This window comes from Sphingorhabdus sp. EL138 (genome assembly GCF_945882965.1).
Classification (GTDB): domain Bacteria; phylum Pseudomonadota; class Alphaproteobacteria; order Sphingomonadales; family Sphingomonadaceae; genus Sphingorhabdus_B.
In genome coordinates this window covers 1-15,308 of the sequence record NZ_CAMCWY010000011.1, presented here as the reverse complement: position 1 = coordinate 15,308, position 15,308 = coordinate 1, and the positions used below count along the sequence as shown (strand labels likewise).

Below are 15,308 nucleotides of genomic sequence, written 5' to 3'. Positions count from 1 at the left end.
GACTAGTTTCAGCCAGCTTTTTAGGAGAATCGTGATGCAACTGGAATTCAGCCCCGCCGAAATCGCCTTCCAGAAGGAAGTTCGCAATTTCATCGCCGAAAATTACCCCGAAAATCTCCGCTCTGTTCAAGACGAAGGACATGATCTTTCGAAAGAAGATTTCCTGTCATGGCATCGCATTCTCGCCAAAAAGGGCTGGATCGCACCAGCTTGGCCCGTCGAATATGGCGGCACTGGCTGGACCGCGACTGAGCGTTTCATCTGGTCCGAAGAACTCGCCGCAGCAGACTGCGTGGGTACAATGCCCTTCGGCCTGTCGATGGTTGGCCCAGTCATCTACACATTTGGTACCCCTGAGCAGAAAGCCAAGTTCCTCCCCGGTATTCTGTCGGGTGATGATTGGTGGTGTCAGGGATATTCCGAACCAGGCGCTGGTTCCGACCTTGCATCGCTGCGTACAAAGGCCGTTCGTGACGGCGACGATTACGTGGTCAATGGCCAGAAAACTTGGACCACAATGGCGCAGCATGCCGACTGGGGCTTCTTCCTTGTACGCACCGATTCCGATGCCAAGGCCCAAGAAGGCATCAGCTTCCTGTTGATTGACATGAAGTCACCAGGCGTCACCGTCCGTCCAATCATCACCTTGGGCGGCGAGCATGAAGTCAACGAAGTATGGTTGGAAGACGTGCGCGTGCCCGTCGAAAACCGTGTTTATGAAGAAAATAAAGGCTGGACCTGTGCCAAGTTCTTGTTGGCGCACGAACGCACCGGCATTGCTGCAGTTGCCCGTTCAAAGCGCGGCGTGGAGAAGATCAAGGCAATTGCCCGCACTGAACAAGACGGCGACCGCCCATTAATTGCCAATCCATTCTTCAAGCGCAAGATTTCGGAACTTGAAATTGACCTCACCGCTCTTGAATTCACCGAATTGCGCAGCCTTGCCGGCGAAGCATCGGGCAAGGGTCCTGGCCCTGAATCGAGCTTGTTGAAAATCAAGGGATCGGAAATTCAGCAACGGATTACCGAACTCGCACTGGAAGCGGTCGGCCATTATGGCGCGCCATATTTCCGAGGCTTTGGCGAAGGCGACAATGAACACCCGATCGGGCCAGATTATGCACACCGCGCTGCACCGACCTATTTCAACACCCGCAAGACGACGATTTACGGCGGATCGAACGAGATTCAGCGCAACATCATCGCCAAGATGGTATTGGGAATTTAAACACTTCCCCCTCCCGCCTGCGGGAGGGGATAGGGGAGGGTCACTTCCGCGAAAGACTTGACCCGCCCTCCCCCGGCCCCTCCCGCACGCGGGAGGGGAGTACAACCGCCAATAAAGCGACGATGGAGAGACACTTCACATGGATTTCAGCTACACCGAAACGCAGGATATGATCCGCGAAACCCTGAGCCGTTTTTTGGCGGACACCTACGACTTCGATAGTCGTAGCAAGATGATTGCCAGCAGCACGGGACGTGACCCCGGCATTTGGAAAGCTCTGGCTCAAGATCTCGGCATGTTGGGCGCCTCGTTCAGCGAAGACCATGGCGGTCTTGGCGGTGGGCATCTCGAAAACGCTTTAATCATGGAAGAGCTTGGCAAGGTCATCGCGATTGAGCCTTATCTCCAGACCGTCGTTCTGGGCGGTGGCGCGTTGAAGGCTGTCGGCGGCGCAGCTGCGGATGCCGTCATCCCAGAAATTATTAATGGCAATGTCATCATCGCCTTTGCATATGCTGAACCACAGGGCCGCTACAACCTCGCCAATATCCGGACGACCGCGAAGAAGGACGGCGCGAGTTATGTATTGAACGGCCATAAAGGCGTTGTATACGCTGCGCCATGGGCAACGCATTTGCTTGTCACCGCGCGCACCGGCGGGGCAACCACCGATGTAAACGGCGTGTCTTTGTTCCTTATTGACGCCAACGCAAAGGGCATTGTTCGCCGCGATTACCCGACTGTTGACGGGTCTCAAGCATCCGAAATCTATTTCGAGAATGCGGCAATCCCTGCGGATGCGTTATTGGGTGACGAAGGCGCCGGCTTGCCTCTTATTGAACGCATCGTTGACGAAGCAACCGTTGCAGTTTGCGCAGAATCCTGTGGTGTGACTGCAAAGCTGCATCAGGGCACGTTGGATTATGCGCGTCAGCGTAACCAGTTCGGCCAGCCGATCTCGCGCTTCCAAGTGCTTCAGCACCGCATGGTCGACATGTTCATGGAGGTTGAGCAATCAAAGTCCATGACGACGATGGCGACCCTAAAGCTCGATCTGCCAGCAGCGGAACGTATGGCGGCGGTATCGGCTTGCAAGGCGAAGGTGTCGCGTTCGGCGCAGTTTGTGGGGCAGAACGCCATTCAAACGCATGGCGGCATTGGCATCACGCAGGAATTGGCCATTGGCCACTTCTTTAAGCGGGCAACGATGATCGAGAACCAATTTGGGTCTGCAGATCACCATTATGAACGCTTTGAACGGCTGACACTGGCGGATTAAGCAGCCTAAATATAGTTATTGTGCACTGCACCATTTTTTGTTGACATAGTTTGCGTTTGCTTTATTGTGCACTGCAACACAACAGAGATGGTGCTTTCACATGGCCAGCAAAACAGAAACTAATGTCCCGGTGAAAGCTGCAAAAGTTGCAGCGCCAAAGGTCATGGCTGTAAAAAATGCTCCGAGCACCGTTGCGAAGACAAAGGCAGAAACACCTGTTGCTTCGCCAGCCCCCGATACCTTGTCTGTTGCAACCACACCGATTGCTCAAGGAGTATCAAAAATGACTGACACTGTTAAAGCCACTGCAGAAAAAACCGCTGAAAAGGCGACTGAGTTTTTCGCCGACATCCGTGAAAAGGCAACAGAAACTGCCGAAAAGGGCAAAAAATTTGCTGCTGAAGCCGTCGAATTCAACAAGGCAAATGTTGAAGCCGTCGTTGAAGCAGGCAAGATTGTTGCCAAGGGCGCTCAGGAAATCGGCAAGACCAACATGGAATTCGCCAAGAAGAATTTTGAAGAAGTCCAAGTTGCCGTGAAGGAAATGACTTCGGTCAAGTCGCCAACAGATTTCGTCAAGCTTCAGGGTGAATTGGCCCGTAAGGGTTTCGACACTGCCGTTGCACAGGGTGCGAAGAACACTGAAGCGATGGTCAAGCTGGTCAGTGAAATGTTCCAGCCAATCTCGAACCGCATCACGGCAACGACTGAACTCTTTAAGAAAGCTGCATAAGCTCTCGAACGATATTGCACCGGTGGGTCATGCACCTGCTACCCTCTCTCTCCTCCTTTTGGCGGCAGGACGTTGGGATCACCCGGTGCAATTCCACAAAGCAACCGTCCTTTCCTTTAAGGCAAGGGCGGTTTCTTTTTGGTGCAAGAAAATAGATGACGAACGGGGCTTGCAGAATCCCCCTCCTCTACCCTATTTCGGGCTTATGAAGATGTTCATGGCACAAGATGATGACGATAAAAATGGCGGCAGACCAGGCGTCGGCCTCGCCACGCGCACGCGCCCGAAAACCCAAAAGCCAAGCCTGTATAAAGTGTTGCTGCTGAACGACGATTACACGCCGATGGAATTTGTCGTGCATGTCCTTAAGGCGTTTTTTCAGATGGATACGGATCAGGCTACGCGCGTTATGATTCATGTCCATCAAAAGGGCGTCGGCGTTTGCGGCATTTTTACTTATGAAGTGGCCGAAACCAAGGTCACACAAGTCATGGACTTCGCGCAGAAGAATCAACATCCGCTGCAATGCACGCTTGAGAAAGATTGAGTAAGGCGGCCCTAATTGTCGGCGCGGGTGACGCCACAGGCGGGGCAATCGCCAAGGCCTTTGCCCGTGAAGGTTATGTGGCCTGTGTCAATCGCCGCGCACGCCATGCTGATAAGTTGGAAGCGCTCGTGCAATCGATTCGCGATGAGGGATATGAAGCCCGCGCTTACCCTAGGGACGCCCGTATCGAAGACGAAGTCGTGGCAATGGTCGATGCGATTGAGCGCGACGTTGGGCCAATAGAGGTCGCAGTTTTTAACATCGGCGCGAATGTCAATTTTTCCATACTCGATATGACCGCGCAAGTGTACCGTAAGGTTTGGGAAATGGGGGCCTTCGCTGGCTTCCTGATGGGACGAGAGGCCGCGCGCCGCATGGTCGCGCGCCAGTCGGGCACCATCATTTTCACAGGCGCAACGGCGAGTATGCGCGGCGGCAAAGGCTTCTCCGCTTTTGCCAGTGCAAAGGGCGCGCTGCGGATGCTGGCGCAGTCGATGGCGCGTGAGCTGGGGTCGCAAAACATTCATGTCGCGCATGTCATCATCGACGGCGGCATCGATACAGCCTTCATCCGCAGTATCCGTCCGGATTTCAATGCAGCAAAGGCAGCCGATGGCATATTGTCGCCCGACGCAATTGCGCTGCAATATGTTGCCTTGCACAAGCAACACCGAAGCGCATGGACGCATGAGATGGATTTGCGTCCATGGACGGAGCATTTTTAGATGACCAAAATTTTCGAATTTCTTTTCGATTTTGGCGGACCGAATAGCTATTTGGCGCACAGAATATTGCCCGACCTATGCGCCCGAACCGGCGCGGAAGTTGTATATGTACCGATCCTGCTCGGTGGCCTGTTCAAGCTGACAAACAACCAACCACCCATGATGCGCTATGTCGAAACGCCCGCTAAACAGACATACGAAATGCTCGAATTTGACCGCTTCGTAAATGCACACGCGATACCGTTTAAAATGAATCCACGTTTTCCCCTCAACACACTCCACGTGATGCGCGGTGCAATTGCTGCCCAGCGGCTTGGTTGCCTTGCGCAGTATGTGGACGCGGTCATGGCGGCGATGTGGCATGACGGAGCGGATATGGGCGATCTGGATGTTGTACGCGATGTCTTGGACAAGGCTGGCCTCGACAGCGCCGTTTTGCTGACTTTAGCCGCTGATCCGGAGGTGAAGGCAGAACTGATGGCCAATACTGAGGCCGCCGCAAAACGCGGTGCATTTGGCGTACCGACCTTCTTTGTGGGTGAAGAGATGTTCTGGGGAAAGGAACGGCTTGGGCAGGTTGAGGCGGCGCTGACCAAATCCTAAGTTGCGCCACATTCAATTCCCGCTAAACACAGTGCGATGGATAAGATAATCGTTCGTGGCGGCAACGCACTTAAAGGCAAAATTCCCATTTCAGGGGCGAAGAACAGCGCATTGACGCTAATCCCCTGTGCGCTGTTAACGGATGAACCGTTGACGCTGCGTAATTTACCCCGCTTGGCCGACATTGACGGGTTTCAGCATCTGATGAACCAGTTCGGCATTTCAACAACGGTTGCAGGGTCGCGCCCCGAAGATTTTGGCCGCGTTATGACGTTGGAAGCTACGCGGATTACCAGCAACATCGCGCCGTATGACCTTGTGCGCAAAATGCGCGCCTCCATTCTGGTGCTTGGCCCGATGCTGGCGCGCGCGGGGGAGGCGACAGTTTCGCTGCCGGGCGGATGCGCAATCGGCAACCGGCCGATTGACCTTCACCTTAAGGCGCTGGAAGCCTTTGGCGTCGAGATTGAAGTAGCCGCCGGCTATGTCAAAGCCATTGCCAAAAAGGGTATTCCGGGCGGGACATACACCTTCCCCGTTGTGTCGGTAGGCGCAACGGAAAATGCCTTGATGGCCGCTAGCCTCGCCAAGGGCACATGCGTATTGCACAATGCCGCGCGGGAGCCAGAAATTGTTGATCTGTGTAATATGCTCCTGGCCATGGGCGCTCAGATCGAAGGCATTGGCACATCCGATCTCATCATTCAGGGTAAGGACCGCTTGCATGGCGCGACCTACCGCGTGATGAGTGACCGAATCGAAGCGGGCAGCTACGCCTGTGCCGCAGCTTTAACTGGTGGTGATGTCGAGCTTGTTGGTGCAAAGGCCAGCGAGATGGACACGACGCTTGATGCATTGCGTCAGGCGGGCGTGAAGGTCGAGGATACCGGAACCGGTGTTCGCGTATCTTCAGACGGCAAGCTTAAGCCGCTTACCATTTCCACAGCGCCTTATCCCGGTTTTGCCACCGATATGCAGGCGCAGTTCATGGCAATGCTCTGCATGGCAGACGGCGCTAGCGTGCTTACCGAGACCATATTTGAAAACCGCTATATGCATGTGCCCGAACTTAATCGGATGGGCGCGCATATTGAGACCAAGGGCCGCACGGCAATTGTCCATGGTGTCAAAAAGCTTACTGGCGCACCTGTCATGGCAACCGACCTTCGCGCGTCGATGAGCCTTGTGATCGCTGGATTAGTCGCAGAGGGCGAGACGCATGTTAGCCGACTCTATCACCTTGACCGTGGGTATGAACGGCTTGAGGAGAAACTTCAGCTGGTCGGCGCGGACGTCGAACGCGTCGGCGCAGAATAAGATATGTCGGGTTATGTTGGCGCGTGTAGCGCGGGAATGGTTGCCAATGGACGATTTTTACTGCACGTTTGATTAAGTGAAATCTGAACCTTTCTCGAAGGCACACAAAGCCCACAGTCATCCCGTTTTAGAGTCGATTGGTTTTAGCCCGATTGCAACAGTCGTCAGCGACCCCACTCGAGCGGACAATCCCCTGATTGCCGTTAACGCTGCCTTCTGCGCACTTACCGGATATACTGAGTCAGAAGTGATTGGACGAAACTGCCGTTTTTTGAGAGGTCCCGACACGGAAAATGGTCAGACCGAGAAATTGCGTTCGGCGGTCTATGGACAACGCCCGGCCTTAGCTGAGCTTATCAACTACCGCAAAGACGGCTCACCCTTTCGCAATGCGGTAATGATTGCCCCTTTATTTGATGAAGAGGGAAAGCTTGAGCTTTTCGTCGGGTCGCAAATTGAGGTTCTACCAGAAGAAGAGAGCATTGGCCTCGTGCGGCAACAGAAAGCCGCACAAATTGTTGATCGTCTTTCGCCACGCCAGCGCGAAATATTGCAGCAAATGGCGCGCGGTTTCCGTACAAAGCAAATAGCTTACCGTCTTTCACTGAGTGAAAAAACGGTTCAAATGCACCGCATGTTGATGTTTAAAAAGCTTTCAACTTCAAACGCCGCAGACGCGGTGAGAATTGCCGTCGAAGCGGGCCTTTGATCCTAGGCACTTCACATATACAAGCTAACAGCGCAGGCCTGAAGACGCATTGTATTTCAACCCGCTATCACGCATGTGGCGGTATTTTTATGCCCGCGCCATGAGCCAGAGGCGGATGGCGCCTGCTAGACCACAAGGGGTTCGCGATTCAAGCCGCGCGACGTCAATCCGCGCCACCAAAGCATTGACTGGCAGGCCGTCGGCTTCCGCCGCCGCCCTCAGCCGATCCCAAAATAATGGCTCAAGGCTGATTGACGTCTGATGCCCGGCTACGGTCATGCTGCGTTTGACAGGCGGGTGATACAATGCGCTCAAGCTCGAATGGCCATCAATACATGTGCTGGCCACCATTGATCGACAAGGTCGATCCGGTGATAAACCCTGCATTGTCGCTGGTGAGAAATTCGACGCCACGCGCAATTTCTTCGGGCTGCCCGAGGCGGCCAACGGGAATTTGCGCGACAATCTTCTCCATCACATTATCAGGGATCGTCGCCAGCATTTCCGTGCCAATATATCCCGGCGCGATGGCATTGGCGGTCACACCATGTCGTGCGCCCTCCGCCGCAAGGGATTTTGTAAAGCCATGAATGCCTGATTTGGCCGCGGCATAGTTCACCTGACCGATTTGCCCTCCTTGGCCGTTGACGGAGCCGATGTTAACGATGCGGCCCCATTTGCGCTCACGCATGCCAGCAAACACTGCCTTGGCCATGTTGAAGCAGCCAGTAAGGTCAACGCGGATAACCTCATCCCATTGTTCAAACGTCATTTTAATCATTGTCGCGTCCCGCGTAATGCCCGCGTTGTTGACCATGATATCGATCTGGCCATATTCGGCCTCAATAGCGGCGCAGGCATCAATGCAACTTTTATGGTCACCTACGTCCCATTTTCGAACGGCGATGCCATTACGCTCTGCAAAGGCCTGGGCTGCCGCATCATTGCCGCCGTAATTGGCGATAACCAGACGTCCCTTTTCTTGCAGCTTTAGGCTAATCGCCTCCCCAATGCCTCTGGTCCCCCCAGTAACCACTGCCACTCTTGTCATGCGCCGCTCTCCTCACTCAATTTTTGACGATGATTACCGCGGACGTCCGCAAGCGCAAGTTGCCGTAAACGTTAGGCCAAAAAAATCATAACCTGCTGTATCGGATATTAAATCCAGCCAGCCAGTTCACGACGGATGATGCGTTCTACCATGTCCATGCCAACATCACTGTCATTAAGGCATGGCATGTATGCGTAATGCGTGCCGCCTGCTTCTTCGAACTGTTCATGGCCCTGCATGGCCAATTCTTCGAGCGTTTCGAGGCAATCGACGGAAAAGCCTGGCGCGAAAATGGCAACCTTTTTGGTGCCTTCGTGCGCCAAACGCATCAGCGTGTCGTCGGTTGCGGGTTCAAGCCATTTTGCACGACCGAAACGTGACTGGAAACTGACAACCAATTCGCGCTCCATAGCATCAGACAGCAAACGCGCCGTTTTCTGGCAATGGCAATGATAGGGATCCCCCAAATGCAATGTGCGTTCGGGCATGCCGTGGAAGCTGATGACGACAGCGTCGGGTTCGAAGTCCAGTCCGGCCAGCGAAGCCTCAATCGACGTTTTCAGTGCACCGATATAGGCCGCGTCATCATGATACGCAGGCAAGGTCCGTATCGCGGGGTGCCAGCGCATAGCGGTCAGCGCGCCATAGGCCTCATCCAAAACAGTCCCCGTCGTTGCGCCGGAATATTGCGGATACATCGGCGCGATCAAGATGCGGTTGCAACCGGCTGCCTTCATGGCGGCAAGCTGATCAGCGACCGACGGGTTGCCATAGCGCATAGCGAAGCGGACATCGGCACAATCGCCCATGAGAACCTGAAGCGCGTCGGCCTGTGCAGCGGTAAAGAACGCAAGAGGCGAACCCTTGTCAGTCCACACTTTTGCATAAGCCTTGGCGGATTTCTGGGGACGGGTATTCAAAATGATGCCGCGCAAGATCGGCTGCCAGATGATCGCCGGAATTTCGACCACGCGGCGGTCGGATAGAAACTGCTTGAGATAGCGTTTCACAGCAGACGTCGTCGGTGCGTCCGGCGTCCCCAAATTTACAAGCAATACCCCAATTTTAGGTGTGGCTACGGGAGGGTGATTAATCGGTAATGTCATCATAGTCCTCTGGACAATAAGGGTAATTCACGCAGCCTGATACCAGCTGCGGAGAAAAGGGCATTGGCAATCGCGGGCGCCACGGCGGGAACGCCCAATTCGGAAACGCCGCCCGGCGCTTCATCACTGCGCGCAAGTTCCACGGTGATTTCGGGGACCTCAGCCAATTTGGGCAGGTCAATATCGCGCAACCGGCGTGCGGTGGGAAGCCCGCTTTCAAAATCCGTAGCAGATCCCAAGGCTTGCGCCAATCCAAACACGATGCCGCCTTCAATCTGTTGGCGCGCAAGATCGGGGTTAATCAAGCGGCCACAATCGGCCATCGCGTGAATGCGGTCAACCCGCACGCCAGTCGGGCTATTGCGGGCCGTCACAATGACGGCAAGATGGCTGCCGCGCATGCTGTGGCAAGCGATGCCACGCCCGCTGCCCGACACGCCGCCATCCCAGCCAGCCATGGTCGCCACGCCTGTTAGGCATCGCGCCAAGCGCGTCTGGCCAACCAGCATCTGCATACGGAACGACAATGGTTCAACCCCCGCCTTATGCGCCAGTTCATCGATAAATCCCTCAACGAAGAAGCAGTTATAGCTGTTGGCAAGGCCGCGCCATGGACCCGTCGGCATCGGCATGGACACCGGGAAATGGTCGATACTGATATTTGGTATGGCGTAAGGAATCTGCGCGCCTTCCAGCGCAAGCGCATCATATTGGCCGGATGCCGATTTACGCGCCTTGTCGGTCTGCTGTCCATCAATCCGGTAGGCCAACTCACGCATACTGGACGCTGCGGCAACACGAACCGCTAGGCCCGTCACCGCGCCCTCCGCATTCATGGCCGCCGAAAGCCTGCCCAAAGCAGGGCTACGGACGTGATCGCGGACGAAATCTTCTGGCCGGGACCACGTCAATTGGACGGGTCTGCCCACTGCCTTGGCAATCACCGCCACTTGCGCAGATATGCTGTTGTCGAAATTGCGATCAAAGCTGCCACCGGCCAGCACGGGATAGTGGATAACGTCATCCACATTAATCCCTATGGCCTGCGCAGCAGCCAATCGCGCAGCGGCTGGCGCTTGGGTCGCGAGCCATAATTGTAAGCGCTGATCCCGAAAATATGCGGTTGCCGAGCGTGTCTCAATCGGTGCGTGCACAGCAGCGCCGACGGCATAGTCCGCTTTGAATAGGCGCGCGCCCGCCTCCGGCGCCATGGCGGCGTCAACATCGCCAAATTTGGTCGCGCGAAAGCCGGGACCTCTGGCAATTGCGTTGGACAAAGACTGCACAATTTCGGTGCTGTCTGCCAGCCGGCCCTTGGTGCGGAACACAGGTGCCATGGCATCAAGGGCATGGTTTGCCGCCCACCAATTGCTTGCGGCCGCCGCGACCCAATTATCGGTCTTCACCACCTGAACGACGCCACGCATGTTCAGCGCCGCTTTCTCATCCGCAGACAACAGGCTGGTGTTGCCGGCTGGCCCGGCGCGAACCGACGCAAACAACATGTCGGGCAAACGGATATCGCCTGCAAAACTCACACTGCCGTCAACCTTGGCCGACAGGTCAAGGCGCGGTGCATCACGTCCGGAAAGGCGGTTGCGCGCCGACGGGTTGAGTGGAATGGGGGACGGCACATCAAGCGCCGATGCCTCAACCACCAATTCTGCAAAGGACAAGCGCCGTTTGCCGGCAATGACAAAGCCACGATCGGTCCGGCATTGCTCCAATGCAATGCCCCAGCGCGCTGCTGCTGCCTGACATAATAAAGTCCGCGCCGCAGCGCCAGCTTCACGGCACGGTCTTTCGAACTGCCGGATTGAGGACGACCCCCCAGTCACCACGAACATGTTGCGACGGGCGATTTCGTTTATACTGCTGGCAACGGGACCAACATCCACATCGAGCGCGATATTTTCTGGTAAGAATGCAGGCGCCCACGCACGCGCCAAAAGTGTGTTGGCAAAGATCGGGCTAGCGGAAACCGGCTGCACCGCGACCGAGCGCCAGTCCGCCCCCAATTCACCGGCCACGATCTGCGCCAGCGCGGTGTATACGCCTTGGCCAGACTCGCCCTGCGGGATGGCGATAATGACTTTGCCATCCTCCGCAATTTTGAGCCATGGCCCGAAAAGATGCTCACCATCCGCCGCGCGCATATTTGGCGCATAGCGGCGCGGCCATAGGCCCCATGCCACCAAGAGTCCCACGCCTGCGCCGCCGCCAATCAGCAGTTTTCGGCGGCTTATGCCGTCCTTTGCTGCTGGCGCTTCATTCATGCAGCGCTATCTTTCGGCGAATCGATCCAACTGCCGACCTGCCGCGCTATTGCGGCATAAGCGTCGCTGATCGGTCCTTCACCCAATGCAGGCGGCGTACCAGCGTCGCTTTCCACGCGAATTTTGATGTCGAGCGGTATCCGTCCAAAGAACGGAATGTCCAATTCCTTCGCCGCCGCTTCTGCTCCACCTGAACCGAACGGATCGCTCATTTCCCCGCAATGCGGACACAGATATCCGGCCATGTTTTCAACAAGTCCAATGATCGGCACTTTTGCCGTGTCGAAAAAGCTGATGGCGCGCATCGCGTCAATAAGGGCAAGGTCCTGCGGCGTCGAGATGATCACTGCACCAATGGGCTTGTGCTTTTGGATCATCGATAATTGAATATCGCCTGTGCCGGGCGGCATATCGACCACGATTTCGCGGACATTACCCCATTTGGCATCGACAAGTTGCGACAGCGCATTACCCGCCATTGGCCCGCGCCAGGCAATGGCCTGTCCCGGATTAACCAATTGCCCCATGGATAGAAACGGCACGCCGCCTGCGCCCATGACAGGGATCATCATCTTGCCTTCCGCTTCGGGCTTCACGCCCTCCACACCCATCAATCTCGGCTGCGACGGGCCATAGATATCTGCGTCCACCAGACCCACCGAACGGCCAGCGCGTGCCATAGCGATGGCAAGGTTTGTCGACAGCGTAGATTTGCCCACGCCGCCCTTGCCGCTTGCAACCGCAATGAGGCGCGGCGTGATGCGTTCGGCGGTTAGCATGATACGCACCGATTGCGCGCCGGCCTGCGTGGCTGCTGTGCGGACATCCACTTCGATCTCCACACGCTGCTCTGCATTTAGGCCGGACACGTCAAGCATCAGCGAAACGGCTTGATCTGAGACCTTTAAACCACTCGCGCGGCTCCCTACGACAGCAAAAATAGCATCGGAAATTATAGCAAAATCGGACATGACTTGCGGAATAGATCCAGAATTGCGGGATTGACACTGTTTTTCTGAAAAACCGTTCTTATAAAGGTTCTATGAGCACCAAATTTGACAAGCAGGGACCCGTAATTTTGGCAGCAGATGGCAAAGGACCTTGGGATTCGCCGGATTCCGGAGAAACAAGCGGCGCAAGCAACACAACCGGACGCGGAGGCGGTTCGAAGCCCGATCCCGTTAACCCGTGGGACCCAACACCCGAACCCGCCGGACGCAACCGTTCGCGCGGCCCATCGCTTGAGGATCTGCTGCGCAGAAAAGGCAGTGGATTTGGTGGTTTGCCGCAACGCCCCAATGGCAAAAGCTGGTGGCCATTGATAGTCGGTGGCTTGGTGGCGCTGTGGCTGTTGTGGACGAGCGTGCACCGGATTGGACCTGAGCAGGAAGGCGTCGTGACGCAATTGGGCAAATATGCGCGTACAGTGCAGCCGGGAATCCAGTTCACCTTGCCTGCGCCACTGCAAAGCATCACGAAAATTGACACCCAACAGATTCAAACCACATCCGTAGGCTCGCCAAAGGCAAGCAGCGAGAATCTGGTGCTGACGAAGGACCAAAGCATCATCGATATGGCTTATGATGTCCGTTGGTCGATTAAAGAGCCGGAACTGTATCTGTTCCAACTCGACAGTCCGCAGGAAACGGTCAAAGAAGTCGCCGAGAGCGCCATGCGCGCTGCTGTCGCCAATTTTGACCTGACGCAGGCAATCGGCCCCGGCCGTGGTGCAATCGAACTTGAGGTGCGTCGCCGGATGCAAGAGGTGCTTGATGAATATCGGGCTGGCGTGCTGATCCAGAGCATCTCAATCCGCCAATCGGACCCGCCAGCCGAGGTTAATGACGCCTTCCGCGAAGTGAACGCGGCGCAGCAACGGCGCGAGAGCTATTTGAACGATGCCCGCGCTTATGCCAGCCGCGTGACCGAGCTTGCATTGGGTGAAACCGCCGAATTTGACAAAATCTATGTGCAATATCGTGAGGCACCAGAGGTCACCAAACGCCGGCTTTATTATGAAACCATGGAGCAAGTGTTGGGCAAAGTCGACAAGACGATTGTCGAAACCGGCGGCGTAACGCCTTACCTTCCCATACCCGAATTCCAGAAAAAAGCGGCTTCAAAGGCCGAACCAGTGACCGTGACAGGGACCAAGCAATGACCAGCAGCCTCCTTCGCAACCCGATTTATCTCGCCATCGGCGCGATCGGCGCGCTCATATTGATGAGCATGTCGGTGAATGTCGTTCCCGAAACGCAACAAGCCATTATCAGCAGCTATGGTAAGGTCGACCGGATCGTTAACGCTTATAGACCAGGTGAAAAATTCGGCGAAACACGTGCCGGGCTTACCTTCCGCATACCCTTTGTCGAACAAATCCAGATGATCGACAAGCGCGTGTTGAGCGTGCAGATGGAACAACAGGAAGTGCTTTCCACCGACCAATTGCGCCTTCAGGTTGACGCTTTTGCCCGTTTCCGCATTACCAAGCCCGCGGTGATGTACCGCACAATCCGTACAGAAGATCGCCTGCGCGACCAATTGCGCACGATTTTGGGATCATCGTTGCGCAATGAGCTTGGCAAGCGGACTTTCGCGACATTGCTCAGCGCGGAACGCGGCGAAGTCATGGAGAATATCCAGACTGCGCTTAATCGCGAAGCCAAGAGTTATGGCGCAGAAGTTATTGACGTGCGCATCAAGCGGGCCGACTTGCCAGCCGCAACGTTACAGTCGGCCTATAACCGCATGCGCAGCGCCCGAAATCAGGAAGCCATCGCCATTGACGCAGAAGGTCAAAAGGAAGCGCAAATTATCCGCGCTGACGCTGAGGCCGAAGCCGCCCGCATCTACGCCATAAGCTATGGCAAGGACCCGAGTTTTTATGATTTCTACCGTGCGATGCAGAGCTATCGTCAGACGTTCCAGAATGGAGAAGGTGCAACCAATATCATCTTGTCGCCGCAGAACGCCTATCTGGAAAAATTCCGCAAAGGAATTTAATCAACCGATATATGGCCTTGGTCAATTGGATGGCATCCATTCAATTGGCGTTCAGCTTTGCTAAGCCAACGAATGACAGATTTTCAGGGCGATTTGCCCAATTGAATAGACGAGAGGAATAATATCCGTGCGTTACGCTTATGCAGTTACCACCGCGCTTTTAATGACAGGTGCCGCCGTAGCTTTGGTCAACGACAATCCCGTGACCGCGCAAACCGGCCTTGCTGTTTCGGAACAAGTTAATCTCGCGCCCGGCGGCGCTCCGTCGAGCTTTGCAGACTTGGCCGCACAGTTGCAGCCAGCGGTGGTCAACATCACCACACGGCAAAAGGTGCAAGTCGCCACCAGCTTTAACCCGCTAACCGGCGAACGCCGCCCAGTGACACAGGATCAAGCAAGCGGTGGCTCAGGCTTTTTGATCTCGAGCGATGGCTATATCGTGACCAACAACCATGTTGTCGCGGGTGGCCCATCGGGCGATGCGGTTGACCGCGTGACCGTCACCTTATTTGATGGCAAGGAATATCAGGCCGAAATCGTCGGCCGTGATCCACAGTCCGACATCGCGTTGCTCAAAATCCGCGCGACCGATTTGCCGTTCGTCAAAATGGCCGATTCCAGGAAAAGCCGTGTGGGCGACTGGGTCATTGCAATCGGTAACCCGCTTGGCCTTGGCAACACCGTGACCGCAGGCATTATCTCCGCGCTTCAGCGTAACATTGGAGCCGGTG

16 protein-coding genes are annotated in these 15,308 nt (G+C 55.5%); 11 read left to right on the top strand and 5 right to left on the bottom strand.

Annotation, left to right across the window (positions count from 1 at the left end; translation table 11 throughout):
- Window positions 1-34: 34 nt before the first annotated feature.
- From Q0N43_RS06295 to Q0N43_RS06260, 8 genes are all read left to right on the top strand, one after another.
- Window positions 35-1,228 (top strand): acyl-CoA dehydrogenase family protein, encoded by a 1,194-nt coding sequence (locus Q0N43_RS06295; RefSeq protein ID WP_295444107.1) that lies wholly within the window; start codon window positions 35-37, stop codon window positions 1,226-1,228.
- Between the two features lie 139 nt (window positions 1,229-1,367).
- Window positions 1,368-2,507: an acyl-CoA dehydrogenase gene (locus Q0N43_RS06290; RefSeq protein ID WP_295444104.1), complete on the top strand. Its 1,140-nt coding sequence runs from the start codon at window positions 1,368-1,370 to the stop codon at window positions 2,505-2,507.
- Between the two features lie 100 nt (window positions 2,508-2,607).
- On the top strand, window positions 2,608-3,240 hold the full coding sequence (locus Q0N43_RS06285) for a phasin family protein (protein WP_295444100.1): 633 nt from the start codon (window positions 2,608-2,610) through the stop codon (window positions 3,238-3,240).
- Between the two features lie 205 nt (window positions 3,241-3,445).
- Window positions 3,446-3,787, top strand: a complete 342-nt coding sequence (gene clpS, locus Q0N43_RS06280; RefSeq protein WP_295444096.1) for an ATP-dependent Clp protease adapter ClpS — start codon at window positions 3,446-3,448, stop codon at window positions 3,785-3,787.
- Window positions 3,784-4,512, top strand: coding sequence for an SDR family NAD(P)-dependent oxidoreductase (locus tag Q0N43_RS06275; protein ID WP_295444093.1), 729 nt, complete (start codon window positions 3,784-3,786; stop codon window positions 4,510-4,512). The genes clpS and Q0N43_RS06275 overlap by 4 nt, the downstream gene beginning before the upstream one ends.
- A complete protein-coding gene (locus tag Q0N43_RS06270) occupies window positions 4,513-5,115 on the top strand; it encodes a 2-hydroxychromene-2-carboxylate isomerase (protein WP_295444090.1) in 603 nt (200 codons plus the stop codon).
- Window positions 5,116-5,151: 36 nt separating this feature from the next.
- Window positions 5,152-6,432 (top strand): UDP-N-acetylglucosamine 1-carboxyvinyltransferase, encoded by a 1,281-nt coding sequence (gene murA, locus Q0N43_RS06265; RefSeq protein WP_295444087.1) that lies wholly within the window; start codon window positions 5,152-5,154, stop codon window positions 6,430-6,432.
- Between the two features lie 76 nt (window positions 6,433-6,508).
- The gene (locus tag Q0N43_RS06260; RefSeq protein WP_295444085.1) at window positions 6,509-7,141 is read left to right on the top strand and encodes a LuxR C-terminal-related transcriptional regulator; all 633 of its coding nucleotides are present in this window, start codon (window positions 6,509-6,511) and stop codon (window positions 7,139-7,141) included.
- 87 nt (window positions 7,142-7,228) lie between these two features.
- Here the strand turns inward: Q0N43_RS06260 and Q0N43_RS06255 are convergent, their stop codons facing one another.
- From Q0N43_RS06255 to Q0N43_RS06235, 5 genes are all read right to left on the bottom strand, one after another.
- Window positions 7,229-7,456 carry a ribbon-helix-helix domain-containing protein gene (locus Q0N43_RS06255; RefSeq protein WP_295444082.1) on the bottom strand — a complete coding sequence of 76 codons (228 nt, stop codon included), beginning with the start codon at window positions 7,454-7,456 and terminating at the stop codon, window positions 7,229-7,231.
- 13 nt (window positions 7,457-7,469) lie between these two features.
- The gene (phbB, locus tag Q0N43_RS06250) at window positions 7,470-8,192 is read right to left on the bottom strand and encodes an acetoacetyl-CoA reductase (protein ID WP_295444079.1); all 723 of its coding nucleotides are present in this window, start codon (window positions 8,190-8,192) and stop codon (window positions 7,470-7,472) included.
- Window positions 8,193-8,299: 107 nt separating this feature from the next.
- The gene (gene hemH, locus Q0N43_RS06245; protein ID WP_295444076.1) at window positions 8,300-9,298 is read right to left on the bottom strand and encodes a ferrochelatase; all 999 of its coding nucleotides are present in this window, start codon (window positions 9,296-9,298) and stop codon (window positions 8,300-8,302) included.
- Window positions 9,298-11,574: a molybdopterin cofactor-binding domain-containing protein gene (locus tag Q0N43_RS06240; RefSeq protein ID WP_295444073.1), complete on the bottom strand. Its 2,277-nt coding sequence runs from the start codon at window positions 11,572-11,574 to the stop codon at window positions 9,298-9,300. The genes hemH and Q0N43_RS06240 overlap by 1 nt, the downstream gene beginning before the upstream one ends.
- Window positions 11,571-12,545, bottom strand: a complete 975-nt coding sequence (locus Q0N43_RS06235) for an Mrp/NBP35 family ATP-binding protein (RefSeq protein ID WP_295444070.1) — start codon at window positions 12,543-12,545, stop codon at window positions 11,571-11,573. The genes Q0N43_RS06240 and Q0N43_RS06235 overlap by 4 nt, the downstream gene beginning before the upstream one ends.
- 71 nt (window positions 12,546-12,616) lie before the next feature.
- Here Q0N43_RS06235 and Q0N43_RS06230 point away from each other — a divergent pair, with 71 nt between their 5' ends.
- The 3 genes from Q0N43_RS06230 to Q0N43_RS06220 all read left to right on the top strand — a co-directional run.
- Window positions 12,617-13,735, top strand: coding sequence for a protease modulator HflK (locus Q0N43_RS06230; RefSeq protein ID WP_295444067.1), 1,119 nt, complete (start codon window positions 12,617-12,619; stop codon window positions 13,733-13,735).
- The gene (locus Q0N43_RS06225; RefSeq protein ID WP_295444064.1) at window positions 13,732-14,577 is read left to right on the top strand and encodes a protease modulator HflC; all 846 of its coding nucleotides are present in this window, start codon (window positions 13,732-13,734) and stop codon (window positions 14,575-14,577) included. Before Q0N43_RS06230 ends, Q0N43_RS06225 begins: the two co-directional genes overlap by 4 nt.
- Window positions 14,578-14,704: 127 nt before the next feature.
- On the top strand, window positions 14,705-15,308 hold a 604-nt coding region (locus tag Q0N43_RS06220), incomplete at its 3' end, for a trypsin-like peptidase domain-containing protein (protein WP_295444061.1).